This window comes from Nonomuraea sp. NPDC004354, from assembly GCF_053602555.1.
On record NZ_JBSGDV010000002.1, the window covers coordinates 124,443 to 136,649 of the forward strand.

Consider the following 12,207-nt stretch of genomic DNA (forward strand, 5'->3'; position numbering starts at 1 on the left):
CTCCCATTCGTGAGAAAGTTGTGACATGTCAGGAAATTGGGGCAAGTGAGGCGGCTCGCGTCCTGACCCACTGCAGACGGACCAGCCGCGCCGCCAGCACCGCCAGCAGCGCGACCTCGGCCGCCAGCAGACCCCTCTCGACCAGGCCGATCATCACCCGGTCACCCGGCAGCGCCACGTAGGTGATGGCCAGCAGCCCCAGACCGCCCGCCAGCGCCAGCCACTCCACCGGCCTGGCCACCGCCTTCCACCTGTCGTCGGCGGCCAGCCTCGGCACCAGCAACGCCGCCGCGGCGGGCAGGCTGACGAACGCCGCCACCGACACGTAGCGGTGGACCTGCGCGGTCACCGTCATGTCGGCGCCGATCGGCGTGGTGGGGATGATCGCCGCCACGACCAGAGCCCCGCTCCACACCGCCATGAGCCGTTCGGGCATGCCACTGACCGGCGCCCCCGCCCCCCTCAGGCCGGCCAGCAGCGCGAACGACCCCAGGCCCATCGCCGCCATCGCCATCTCCGTGACGCCCCCGCGGTCGGCCACGGCGTACTCGCTGATCGTCACGTTCATCGGGTCGAGGTACGGGTCGGGGTCGAACTGCCCGACCACGATCGCGACGACCGAGAACAGGATCAGGGAGCAGGCGAGGAGCGGATACACCCTCTTCAGCGGGGCCATGGGTCGAGAATGCCCCGGCCCGTCCCGCATTCCATCCGGCGTCACCCCTGAGACGCCCCCGAGTCGACCCCGGCTTCTCTCCGGCCTCCGGCCCGCTCTCCCCGGCCCGCGGTCGCCGCTCTCCAGCCACCGGCCGCCGGCCTGCGGCTCCGGCCCCTGGTCACCGGCCGCTGATCTCCGGTTCCGGTCCCTGATCACCGGCCGCCGGTCCGCGGCCTCCGGTACGGCAGGCGGGGCCGAGGCCACCATGGTCACCGGTGACCGCCCGTCCATCACGCGTGCTCCAGCGGGACTCCGGTCACTCGCCGTCACGTCGTCCCGTGAACGCCCCCTCGCCCGTCCGGTGGGGCCGCGACCTTCCTCCGTCAGAGCGCGTCGCGGCAGGCGCCGCACATGACCTGGCCGGAGGTGACCGTACCGGCGCAGACGTCCGGCCGGTCGGGATGCCGGAAGCACAGGCACTGGCAGGTGCTCGTCTGCTCCTCGATGTCCCAGGTGCCTTCGGGCTGCTCGCCGCCGAGGACGGTGTTGTCGAAGAAGTCGGCCAAGGGCCGCAGCACCGCCTCCCCGAGTGGCCGCAGGGCCTGCATGAACGTGGTGGCGAGCGGGCCGAAGGTCTCCGACATCTCCCGCAGGAATTCGGGAGTGGTGTCCGGTTTGGCCTCCGGAGGGGCCCAGCGCATGGAGTCCGCGCTCAAGCTCTCCCAGTCCTCCACCACGCCGTCGATGGCATCGAGCACGTGATCAGGGTCGCTTCGCATGGTCGCGCTCCAAACAGAGTGTTCGGATACCACCAGGTTACGCGAAGGACACTCCCACGCCCCCGCGCGTCCGCGCGCCGTAACGCTCGATCTCGGCGGCCAGGTCCAGCGGCTTGATGCTGGAGCGTCCCTTGAGCACCTCCTCGGTGACGAGCTCGGCCGGCAGCAGCCACGACACCTCGAACTCCAGCCCGTCGGGATCCTTGGCGTACAGGGCCTTGGTCGTGGAGTGGTCGGACGCGCCCGCGAGCGAGCCGAGCTCGGCCAGCTTGACCGCGATGCGCTGGAGTTCCTCCAGCGTGTCCACCTCCCACGCCAGGTGGTAGAGACCGACGGTCGAGCGCCCGGCGGGCGAGGGGCCCGCCTGCGGGCCGATCTGGAACAGCCCCAGGTCGTGGTCGTTGCTGGAGCCGGCGGCCTGGAGGAAGGCGGCCCCGGGCATGCTCATGACCACGTCGAAGCCGAGGGCTTCGCGGTAGAAGGCGACACTGCGCTCGACGTCGCGAACGTAAAGAACCGCATGGTTCAGGCGTTGTACTGGCATACCACCCAATATAGATGAGAGTTCAAGTAAAGTGGAGAGCATGACCCGATGGCTGGACGACGACGAGCAGCGCACCTGGCGCAACTACCTGGCGGCGACCCAACTCCTCCAGGAGGCGCTTGACCGGCAACTCCAGCGCGAGGCCGGCATGCCGCACACCTATTACATGATCCTCGTGGCGCTCTCCGAGTCGCCCGGCCGCTCCATGCGCATGCACGAGCTGGCCCGCAGGGCGCAGGCCTCCCAGAGCCGCCTGTCCCACGCGGTGGCCCGGCTGGAGGAGCGCGGCTGGGTGCGGCGCAACCCGTGCGCGGCCGACCGGCGCGGCAACATCGCCGAACTCACCGACGACGGGTTCGCGGCCCTGGCCGCCGCCGCCCCCGGACACGTCGAGGAGGTACGGCGCAGCCTGTTCGACGCGCTCACCCCCGAGCAGGTCACCCAGCTCGACGAGATCTCCGCGGCGGTGCGGAAAACGCTGGAGTCGTAGCGCGAAACTGTCGGCGGCACGCCGTACCGTACCCCGGGGATATCCACGAGAAGGGCGAGCCATGTACGACGACAAGCAACTCTTCCAGGCGGTCCACATGATCGCGGCCAGGTTCGCGGGGCAGCCGGTGCCGGTCGTGATGGCCGCCCTCAGCACCCATCTGCCCCAGGCTCCCGGCATCTCCGCGCCCGAGATCCGCAGGATCGCCGAGGAGATCAGCGTGGGGCGCGACCCCTCCGGCCTGTGAGGTCTTGACCTCAATGGACATCCCGTCACACGATTAGGCGGTAGTCCAAACTAATTGGGAGGCGCCATGTACGAGCCCACCCCCGCGGACCGGTTCACCTTCGGCCTCTGGACGGTTGGCTGGCAGGCGCGCGACCCGTTCGGCGACGCCACCAGGGCGCCGCTCGACCCGGTGGAGAGCGTGCACCGGCTGGCCGAGCTCGGCGCCTACGGGGTCAGCTTCCACGACGACGACCTGCTGGCCACCGAGCCCGACCGCGAGAAGGCGGTGACGGCCTTCAGGAAGGCGCTGGGCGAGACCGGGCTGAAGGTGCCGATGGCCACCACCAACCTGTTCACCCACCCGGTGTTCAAGGACGGCGCCTTCACCAGCAACGACCGCGACGTGCGCCGGCACGCCATCCGCAAGGTCATCCGCAACCTCGACCTGGCCGCCGAGCTGGGCGCGACCACCTACGTGTGCTGGGGCGGGCGCGAGGGCGCCGAGTCCGACGCGGCCAAGGACATCAGGTCCGCGCTGGCCCGCTACAAGGAGGCCATGGACATCCTGGCGTCCTACGTGATCGACAAGGGCTACTCCATCAGGTTCGCGATCGAGCCCAAGCCCAACGAGCCGCGCGGCGACATCCTGCTGCCGACGATCGGCCACGCACTGGCGTTCATCAACTCCCTCGAGCACCCTGAGATGGTGGGGCTCAACCCGGAGGTCGGCCACGAGCAGATGGCCGGGCTCAACTTCGTCCACGGCATCGCGCAGGCGCTGTGGCACGGCAAGCTCTTCCACATCGACCTCAACGGCCAGCACGGTCCGCGCTACGACCAGGACCTGGTCTTCGGCCACGGCGACGTGAAGAGCGCCTTCTTCCTGGTCGACCTGCTCGAGCACGGCGGCTACGACGGCCCGCGCCACTTCGACTACAAGCCCGCGCGCACCGAGAACGCCGCCGACGTGTGGGTGTCCGCGGCGGCCAACATGCGCACGTACCTGATCCTCAAGGAGAAGGCCGCGGCGTTCAGGGCCGACCCCGAGGTGCGGGAGGCGATGGCCGCCAGCAGGGTGTCCGAGCTGGCCGTCCCCACCCTCGCGCCCGGCGAGACCTACGACGACCTCCTGCGCGAGGAGGCGCCCGACGCCACGCGCGGCTACCACTACAGCCGCCTCAACCAGCTCGCGCTCGAACACCTGCTGGGCGTGCGGACATGACTCTCGTCGCGGGGATCGACTCCTCCACCCAGAGCTGCAAGGTCGTCGTCAGAGACGCCGGCACCGGCCGTCTCGTACGGCAGGGCCGCGCCGCCCACCCCGACGGCACCGAGGTCGACCCCGCCCGCTGGTGGAACGCGCTCGAGACGGCCGTCGCGCAGGCCGGCGGCCTCGACGACGTGGCCGCCGTCAGCGTCGCAGGCCAGCAGCACGGCATGGTCTGCCTCGACGAGTCGGGGCAGGTCGTGCGCGACGCGCTGCTGTGGAACGACACCCGCTCGGCCACCTCCGCCGCCGAACTGGTGGCCTCGACGGGGGCGCAGGCGTGGGCCGAGGCGGTGGGCAGCGTGCCCGTGGCCTCGTTCACGATCGCCAAGCTCCGCTGGCTGGCCACCCACGAGCCGCAGCACGCCGCCCGCACCGCGGCCGTGTGCCTGCCGCACGACTGGCTCACCTGGCGGCTGGCGGGCGCTGCCGGGCTGGAGGGCCTGGCCACCGACAGGGGCGACGCCTCAGGCACCGGCTACTGGTCGCCCATCACCGGCGACTACCGCCCCGACCTGCTCGAGGCAGCTTTCGGCGCGGTCCCGCTGCTGCCCCGCGTTCTCGGCCCGCACGACTCCCCCGGCGTCACCGGCGCCGCCGGCCTCCCACCGGGGATCCGCCTGGGGGCGGGCACGGGCGACAACATGGCGGCCGCCCTCGGCGTCGGCGCCCTGCCCGGTGACGTCGTGGTGTCCGTCGGCACGTCGGGCACCGCGTTCGCGGTCGCCGACACACCCAGCCGCGACGCCAGCGGGATGGTGGCGGGCTTCGCCGACGCCACGGGACGCTTCCTGCCCTTGGCGTGCACGCTCAACGCGGCCAGGGTCCTCGACGCGGCGGCCGCGATGCTCGGCGTCTCGCTGGACGAGCTCGGCTCGCTGGCCCTCCAGGCGCCGCCGGGGGCCGAGGGGCTGACGCTGGTGCCGTACCTGGAGGGCGAACGCACCCCCAACCTGCCCGAGGCGACGGGCGCCGTCCACGGCCTGCGGCTGTCCACGTCGACACCGGCCCACCTGGCGCGGGCGGCGGTCGAGGGCATGCTGTGCGGCCTCGCCGACGCCCTCGACGCGCTCGGCATGTCGCCGGAGCGGATCCTGCTCATCGGCGGTGGCGCCCGGTCGACGGCGGTCAGGCGGATCGCCCCCACCGTGTTCGGGCGGCCCGTGATCGTCCCGCCGCCCGGCGAGTACGTCGCCGACGGGGCCGCGAGGCAGGCGGCATGGCTGCTGTCAGGGGGCGCGGAGCCGCCCACGTGGTCGGTGGGCACACCCGAGGTCCACGAGGCCGACGTCACCCCGGGGCTGCGCGACCGCTACGCGCAGGCCAGGCGGATGACGTTCGGCGGCGAGCAGCCGACGCGCTGAGACCTCCCGCCCGCGGGGCCTCGCCGACGGGGGTCGCACCGACGCCGGACCTCGGTCGCTGGGGCGCACCGACGCCGGACCTCACGACCTCGGGACCTTCCTCACCGTCGCCGGACCTCACCGACGGGGGTCGCACCGACGCCGGACGTCACGCCTGCGGGACCTCACCGGCAGGGGCCTCGCCGACGCCGGACCTCGGTCGCGAGGCCCCACCGGCGGAGGCCTCACGGCCGCGCCACCGCATGCCTGCGCCGAGCGTCACCGCGACCGCGACGGCCGTCACGATCGCTCCGGTGACGACCGGGTCGAAGTGCGAGCCGTCACGTGGGAACAGGGCGATGCCGAGGTTGGTCATGGCGTGCACGACGATGCTGGTCAGGACGCTCCCGCCGGCGTTGACATAGACCCGGACCATGACCACCCTGAGCGCGACGGTCATCAGGAACTGCCCCGCCACCCAGCCGGGAGCGTGTGTCTGGGCCCACGGCACGACATGCCACAGGCCCCACACCGCCCCGATGACGACACCGGCGACCGTCGTGCCCCATCGCGCCCGCAGCGGATCGACGGCGTACCCCATCCAGCCCAGTTCCTCGGCCGCGGCGGCCACCAGGAACAGCACAAGCAGCACCGGCACCGACGCCCACGAGATCGCGGCCGGGGGCAGCACGTCCCCTCGCAGCGACAGCACGCCGTACGACAGGAGCAGCACCGCGGGCATCAGCAGCACGGCGACAGCGAGCCAGGCCCGCGACTCGATCTTCCGGTGGTCGACCGCCCTGCGCAGCAGTTCCCCGACGCCCGCACGGCCGTGCTCCCGCGCCGTGAGGATCACCGCGGCCACGAGCGGCGCCACGAACATGAGCGCGCTCACGGGCAGGCCCATCGGCATGCCCTCGGGACTCTCGACCAGCGCGCCGACCACCCAGAACGGCACCGAAAGCCCGAAGATCAGCACGAATAACGCCGACGGCGACTTCCTTCGGACGTTCACGCGACCTCCAGCCTCTGCCCCTCGATGATGCTACGAGGCGGCCTGCCCGGCCCCTTGGGCGCGTCCTTCGTGGCGTTCGCGTACCGTGCGCCCTCACAGGGCTCGACGGCACCTTCATGACCGCGCCGACCTCGGACAGCGCGACCGTTCGATGGAAGATCGCACTACATCGTGGGATTCATCCCGCCATCGGCTCCGCCGACCACCCGCCCCCCTCGACCCGACCACGACGCCGACCGGTGACCGTCCACCACCCGACCCGCACCTGGCATCAACCGCCGGACCCGCAGCCCCGGGCCTCGCATCCCACATCACCGAGCAACCGGCAACCCCGGGGCCGACGGGGGTGCGCCAGGTCTGCTCGCGAAGATCGTCGGCCGCGACCGGCGAGCAGGCGCGGAACCGGATCCGGCGGTGACGGCGGGCCGTGGACGTGGAGGCGGGGCGCTGGGCTTCAGGTGGTACCACGTGGGCGCGAAATCCGTGGGGGGAGAAGCAGCGCGGGTGCCTACGAGTCAGGCAGCCGATGTCCGGTCGGTAGGGCTCAGGTCGCAGCCAGCGGTCCTCGATCCGCCGGGTTCCCGAGCAGGAGCCCCGGTCCCGGCGAGCCGTGCTGTCTGAGGAGGAGCCGCGTTCCTGACAGGACGCGTTCCTGAGGTGGAGCAGCATTCCTGAGGTGGAGCAGCGTTCCCGAGTGGAGCAGCGTTCCCGAGTGGAGCAGCGTTCCCGAGTGGAGCAGCGTTCCCGAGTGGAGCAGCGTTCCCGAGTGGAACAGCGTTCCCGAGGAGAGGCCGCGGTCCCGGGGAGCCGTGCTCCTGGGGAGGAGCCGCGGGCCCAAGTGGAGGCCGCGATCCCGGGAGTCATGCTCCTGACGAGGAGCCGCGGGCCCGAGCGGAGGCCGCGATCCCGGGAGTCATGCTCCTGACGAGGAGCCGCGGGCCCGAGAAGGGGGCCGGCCCGTCAGGCCGACTCCGGCAGGCCGCACGTTTCGGCGAAGGAGTCGGTGAACGCCCGGAAGGTCGGGCACGGCCAGCGCCACATGCAGCTGCGGCACCGCAGGATCGGATGCGCGGCGTCACTGGTGATGCCGCCCGCGTCACGCGGCTGGTGCAGGTCGATCAGGCGCAGCCCGAGCTGCGTGAAGGTGATCAGATCGTCGCGGGCGTCGGCGAGGAAGTCGAGATCCTCGGACGCCAGCCGGGTACGGACGGGGACGAACCCATCCAGATTGACCAGACCGCGCAGGCGGCTGGTCTCCTCCCGCCATGAGGCGGACTTCTCTGCGCGGATCAGCAAAACCTCCAGGTGTTCACGTAGTCGCCGGCGGCGCGGGTCTTCTAGGTGATCATCAGTCATCGAGTTCTCCCCCTCGACATGCCTGGCCACGCCCCTGTTTCATAGCGTCAAGCTTCGCGTACTCTGCGTTTTCATGGGGCCGAAACGGGGGACAAAAACCCGACCTCCCCCTATCGGCGTGAGAACGTGACCCAGAGCCTCAGCGCCGCTAGCCTGCCCATGTGGAGCTCAAGGTCTCGACTCGATCACATGCCGGCCACGCCCTTGTGGAGATCGCCGGTGAAATCGACCTGTACACGGCGCCCCGCCTGCAGTCGGAGTTCACCCGGCTGCTGCAGGAGGGGCCCAGCCGTGTGGTCATCGACATGTCCCTCGTGGATTTCTGCGATTCCACGGGGATGAACGTGCTGCTCTCGGCGCTCAAGCGGGTGCGGGAGCGGGGCGGGCAGCTGGAGGTGGCCGCGCCGCGGCCTGCCGTACGGAAGATTCTGCAGGTCACGGGCCTCGACTCGGTCTTCACCGTGCACGAGGAAGTCCCCGAGGAGCTGCTGATCTCCGAGGGCTCGTGACCGGCGTAGCGGTCGTCATCCCGGCCAAGGATGAGGCCGAACGCATCGGCGCGACCGTGGCCGCGGCCACGAAGCTGCCGGGCGTCGACCTCGTCGTGGTCGTCGACGACGGCTCGACCGACCAGACGGGCAGGGTGGCGCGCGCGGCGGGTGCCAGGGTCGTACGGCACAGCCGCAACCGCGGCAAGGCCGGGGCCATGGAGAGCGGCGCCGAGGCGGTACGGCTGCTCGACGGGCCGACGCCTCGGCACCTGCTGTTCCTGGACGCCGACCTCGGCGACACCGCGCGCGCCGCCTCCGCACTGGTGGAGCCGGTGCGCGCGGGAGAGGCGGACATGACCATCGCGGTCTTCGCCACCCGGGTCAAGCTGGGCGGTCACGGCATCGTGGTCCGGCTGGCGCGCGACGGGATCAAACGGGCGTCAGGGTTCTCGGCTGCCCAGCCGCTCAACGGCCAGCGCTGCCTGACGCGGGACGCCTTCGAGGCGGCCCGCCCGCTGGCGCATGGGTTCGGCGTGGAGACGGCGCTGACCATCGACCTGGTGCGCAAGGGGTTCCGGGTGGTGGAGGTCGAGGCGGACATGGCGCACCGCGCGACCGGGACCGACTGGCGGGCGCAGTTGCACAGGGCCAGGCAGCTCAGGGACGTGGCGCGCGCGCTCGCCACCCGGGAGCCGATCATCAGGGACAACCTGGCCAAGATCCGCCTCTGAGGTCGCCGGCCCCGCGGATCCCGCTAGCCGCTCCGCGGCCGGCCGCCGCCGCTTGCCCGCGCACTGGGCTGCCTGTGCGCCGCGGCCCCACGCCGCCGGGGCGCCGCCGCCGTCCACCGGTATGGCTCGCAGACCCCGCCGCCCACCCAGCACCCCGTCGCCCGACCCACAAGCACGCCACCCGCACGCAAGCGCCCGCAAGCACGCCATCCACACGTACGCGCCCCGCAAGCAACGTACACGCCCCGCACGCGCGCCACCCGCCCACGCCGCGCTTTCCGGAACCCCGCCCCGCACGCACGCATACTGCCGTCTGCGGGCCCGTCGTCCGCACGCCGCGCTTTCCGGAACCCCGCCACGCACGCATGCCGCCGTCAGCGAGTCCGTCGTCCGGGCTGTTCGTGTACGGGGTTCCGGGCAGGGCGGTGAAGAGTGGCGGCTAGGGGGCGCTGTTGATCAGGGCCGAGGCGAGGGCCGCGTCGAGGGCGCCGACGCCGGTGAGGTCGGCGACCGTGACGGCCGTGGCCGATCGCCGCACCGGGCCGGCCAGGACGGCTCCCGCGGCCGTGTCGGCGTGTTCGGCCACCGCGCCCGCTCGCACCGCGTGGCCGTAATCCCCGTGGTGCAGGCACTGGGCGTGGTCGTCCGTCACGATCGTCTCCGCCCGGCGGAACAGGTCGGCCGGTAGTTCGTTCTTGTGCGGCATGTCCGCGCCGACGCCGGTGACGTGGGCTCCCGGCCTGACCGCCGCGGCGTCCAGCACCGGCGCGGTGGCGGGTGTCGTGGTGATGACGATGTCGGCCCCGGCCGCCTCGCCGGCGGAGGCGGGCCTGGCCGCGTACCCGCGCTCGCCGAGCCAGTCGCACAGCGCGGCCGCCTTGGGCGGGGTCCTGCCGTGGACCAGCACCCCGGTGAGGGGGCGCAGCATGCCCAGCCATTCCACCTGCAGCCTGGCCTGCTCGCCGGTGCCGAACACCCCTACCGTGTCCGCGTCGGCCCTGGACATCGCGTGGGTGACGAGCGCGCCCGCGGCCGCTGTACGCCAGGCGGTCAGCCGTCCCCTGTCGTCGAGGACGGCCCGCACCTCGCCGGTGTGCGCGCTGACGACGCAGACCAGCCCGTGGTTGGTCGGAATGCCGCGGTCGGGGTTCCGGTAGAACCCAGAGATGATCTTGACGACGAAGTCGTCGGCGCCGGTGATCCACCCCGCCTTGACGTGGCAGTCGCCTTCCGCCTCGGGGAAGTCCAGGTGGAGGGGCGCGGGTACGGTGGTGCGGCCTTCGGCGTGGGCGATGAGCGCGGCGCGAACCGTGTCGAGGACGGTGGCCGGTCGGGCCGCCGCCTCCAGCGCTTCGAGGCCCAGGACGGTGACGGTCATCGGCGGCCGCGCAGCCATGCCGCGAAGGCGTCGAGCGCGGGCTCGGGATCGCGACGCCCGACGCCGATGCGGAACCGGTCGGTGGGCGTCGCGGTGAGCTCGGAACGGTAGACGCCGGCCGGCAGCAGCAGGACCCCCGCCTGTTCGACCAGGTCGGTGCAGAAGGCTTCCACCCCGTCGCGGCCCAGGTAGCGGGGGTAGGCCACGCAGCCGCCGTCGGGCGCCCGCCACTGGAACAGCTCGCCGAACTCGGCGAAGAACGCGTCGAACACCGGAAGGTTGGCGGCGATGATGCCGCGGTTGCGGTCCAGGATCCGCTCGCGGGCCTTGACGGCGATGCGGGCGAGCACCTCGCTCGGCGCCGAGTTGCAGATCGTCGTGTAGTGCTTGGCGCGTTCGAGCCGCGAGCGCAGCTTCCTGTCGCGGCAGACGATCCAGCCGATCCGCAGTCCCGGCATGCCCAGCGACTTCGAGGTGACGTTCAGCGACAGGGCGCTGTCCGACAGGTCGGCCGCCTGCGGCAGGGTGCGGGAGGGGTCGAGTTCGAGCCCGCGGTAGACCTCGTCGCTGAACAGGTGGATCCCGCGCTCGTCGCACAGTCGGGCCAGGCGGGTGAAGTCCTCCGCGTCGATGATCTTCCCGGTCGGGTTGTTGGGGAAGTTGACGGACACCACCCGGGTGTTCGGGCGGAGGGCCGCGACGACCTGGTCCAGGTCCAGCGCCCAGTCGCGTTCCTGGTCCAGGGCGACGCCGGTCACGTCGCACAGCGAGAGCGGCACGGTCTCGGCGGACTGGTAGTTGGGCGTGACGACGACCGCGTGGTCACCGGGCCCGAGCAGGACCTGCATGGCCACGTACAGGGCCTCTTCGGCGCCCGCGAAGCAGATCACGTCGTCGGCGTCGGCGTGGGTGTAGGTGTCCGCGACGGCCTGCCGCAGGGCCGGGTCGCCGAAGGTCTCGGTGTAGCCGAGCGACAGCGTCTCCCAGGCGTGGCGGTCCTGGTCGTCGGCCAGCGCGAGCAGTTCGGTCATGGTCATCGTCTGGGCGTCGGAGGCCGTCAGATGGTGGCGGGCGGTGAACTCCCAGCGCGAGAAGTAGGTCTCCAGCCGGAAGTCTGGCAGTCGGGTCACGAGTCGTTCCTTTGCACCTTGAGCTCGGCGAGCAGGGCGTAGAGGGTGGAGCGCGACACCTTGAGCGCGCCGGCGACGACGGGGGCCGCCCGCCGTACGGCGAACACGCCCGCCGCGTCGAGCTCGGTGAGGACGGCGAGACGGTCCTCGCGCCCGAGGCGTTCGACCGGGCGGCCGCGGTCGCGGACGAACGAGCCGATGATCTGGTGCACCCGCTCGACCCAGTCCTGTTCGAACAACGCCTCGGGACGCGGCCGCACGGGTGCGGCGAAGCCCGCCAGCAGCGCGGCTGCCTGGTCCAGCGGGGTGCGGTCGAGGTTGACGCACAGGAGGGCCGACGGCCGCCCGTCGGGATCGCGCAGCACGGCGCTGACCGACGACAGCCGGCGGCCGTCGGCGAGCAGCTTCTGGTACGGGCCGTAGACGTCGTGGGCCGACGGATCCAGGCCGTCCAGCTCGCCCAGCAGGGAAGGGTCACCGGCCGTGCGGTTGCTCATCGGGTTCCAGATGGCCAGCACCTGGTCATGTGCCACGTCGTGCAGGACCACTTCGGCGTAGGGGCCCAGCAGCAGGGCTATCGCCTGGCACACCGGCGCCCATGTCCGCACGCGCGGGTCCGTGTCATCCGCCACCATCTCCATGTTTGGACTATACGTCCAGACTGGACATTCAGTCCAGACAGTGGGTGCCCGCGGCAGGCGGACCCGGTGGCAGCGGGGCCGAGGGAGCGCTGGGACCGGGGGAGCCGCCCGGTCCGAGGTTCGCCGCGGAGGGGCGCGGTGTGGGGTCCGGGCGCG

14 protein-coding genes are annotated in these 12,207 nt (G+C 72.0%); 6 read left to right on the plus strand and 8 right to left on the minus strand.

All coding sequences use genetic code 11. The features are described 5' to 3' along the window. Positions 1-28 precede the first annotated feature (28 nt). The 3 genes from ACWENQ_RS06220 to ACWENQ_RS06230 all read right to left on the minus strand — a co-directional run bounded on the left by ACWENQ_RS06220 (position 29) and on the right by ACWENQ_RS06230 (position 1,981). The gene (locus ACWENQ_RS06220; RefSeq protein WP_354920449.1) at positions 29-676 is read right to left on the minus strand and encodes a DUF998 domain-containing protein; all 648 of its coding nucleotides are present in this window, start codon (positions 674-676) and stop codon (positions 29-31) included. A gap of 365 nt (positions 677-1,041) precedes the next feature. Continuing rightward, a complete protein-coding gene (locus ACWENQ_RS06225; RefSeq protein ID WP_354920452.1) occupies positions 1,042-1,437 on the minus strand; it encodes a hypothetical protein in 396 nt (131 codons plus the stop codon). A 37-nt stretch (positions 1,438-1,474) separates the two neighbouring features. Next, complete coding sequence (locus tag ACWENQ_RS06230) at positions 1,475-1,981, minus strand: VOC family protein (RefSeq protein WP_449915659.1); 507 nt, start codon at positions 1,979-1,981, stop codon at positions 1,475-1,477. 40 nt (positions 1,982-2,021) lie between these two features. Here ACWENQ_RS06230 and ACWENQ_RS06235 point away from each other — a divergent pair, with 40 nt between their 5' ends. The 4 genes from ACWENQ_RS06235 (at position 2,022) to xylB (ending at position 5,330) form a co-directional block, all read left to right on the plus strand. Further along, a complete protein-coding gene (locus ACWENQ_RS06235; RefSeq protein WP_354920458.1) occupies positions 2,022-2,471 on the plus strand; it encodes a MarR family winged helix-turn-helix transcriptional regulator in 450 nt (149 codons plus the stop codon). Between the two features lie 61 nt (positions 2,472-2,532). Beyond that, a complete protein-coding gene (locus tag ACWENQ_RS06240) occupies positions 2,533-2,718 on the plus strand; it encodes a hypothetical protein (RefSeq protein ID WP_354920461.1) in 186 nt (61 codons plus the stop codon). 66 nt (positions 2,719-2,784) lie between these two features. Further along, positions 2,785-3,921: a xylose isomerase gene (xylA, locus tag ACWENQ_RS06245; RefSeq protein WP_452413049.1), complete on the plus strand. Its 1,137-nt coding sequence runs from the start codon at positions 2,785-2,787 to the stop codon at positions 3,919-3,921. Further along, positions 3,918-5,330, plus strand: a complete 1,413-nt coding sequence (xylB, locus tag ACWENQ_RS06250) for a xylulokinase (protein WP_452413050.1) — start codon at positions 3,918-3,920, stop codon at positions 5,328-5,330. The genes xylA and xylB overlap by 4 nt, the downstream gene beginning before the upstream one ends. 148 nt (positions 5,331-5,478) lie before the next feature. Here xylB and ACWENQ_RS06255 read toward each other — a convergent pair whose 3' ends face one another. Together ACWENQ_RS06255 and ACWENQ_RS06260 are read right to left on the minus strand one after the other, a co-directional pair. Beyond that, the gene (locus ACWENQ_RS06255; RefSeq protein ID WP_452413051.1) at positions 5,479-6,324 is read right to left on the minus strand and encodes a CPBP family intramembrane glutamic endopeptidase; all 846 of its coding nucleotides are present in this window, start codon (positions 6,322-6,324) and stop codon (positions 5,479-5,481) included. A gap of 960 nt (positions 6,325-7,284) precedes the next feature. After that, the gene (locus tag ACWENQ_RS06260) at positions 7,285-7,680 is read right to left on the minus strand and encodes a hypothetical protein (RefSeq protein ID WP_449915672.1); all 396 of its coding nucleotides are present in this window, start codon (positions 7,678-7,680) and stop codon (positions 7,285-7,287) included. 161 nt (positions 7,681-7,841) lie between these two features. On the opposite strand from ACWENQ_RS06260, the gene ACWENQ_RS06265 reads away from it, so the two are divergent. Then, positions 7,842-8,189, plus strand: a complete 348-nt coding sequence (locus tag ACWENQ_RS06265; RefSeq protein WP_354920474.1) for an STAS domain-containing protein — start codon at positions 7,842-7,844, stop codon at positions 8,187-8,189. Beyond that, positions 8,186-8,902 carry a glycosyltransferase family 2 protein gene (locus tag ACWENQ_RS06270; protein WP_452413052.1) on the plus strand — a complete coding sequence of 239 codons (717 nt, stop codon included), beginning with the start codon at positions 8,186-8,188 and terminating at the stop codon, positions 8,900-8,902. Before ACWENQ_RS06265 ends, ACWENQ_RS06270 begins: the two co-directional genes overlap by 4 nt. Before the next feature lie 439 nt (positions 8,903-9,341). On the opposite strand, the gene ACWENQ_RS06275 is transcribed toward ACWENQ_RS06270, so the two are convergent. Genes ACWENQ_RS06275 through ACWENQ_RS06285 form a run of 3 tightly spaced genes read right to left on the minus strand, consistent with a single transcriptional unit; the run spans position 9,342 to position 12,051 of the window. After that, complete coding sequence (locus tag ACWENQ_RS06275) at positions 9,342-10,298, minus strand: ornithine cyclodeaminase family protein (protein ID WP_452413053.1); 957 nt, start codon at positions 10,296-10,298, stop codon at positions 9,342-9,344. After that, positions 10,277-11,410, minus strand: a complete 1,134-nt coding sequence (locus tag ACWENQ_RS06280) for an aminotransferase class I/II-fold pyridoxal phosphate-dependent enzyme (RefSeq protein ID WP_452413054.1) — start codon at positions 11,408-11,410, stop codon at positions 10,277-10,279. Before ACWENQ_RS06280 ends, ACWENQ_RS06275 begins: the two co-directional genes overlap by 22 nt. Next, entirely contained in the window at positions 11,407-12,051 is a 645-nt protein-coding gene (locus tag ACWENQ_RS06285) for a helix-turn-helix transcriptional regulator (protein WP_452413055.1), read from the minus strand. The genes ACWENQ_RS06280 and ACWENQ_RS06285 overlap by 4 nt, the downstream gene beginning before the upstream one ends. Between the last annotated feature and the right edge of the window lie 156 nt (positions 12,052-12,207).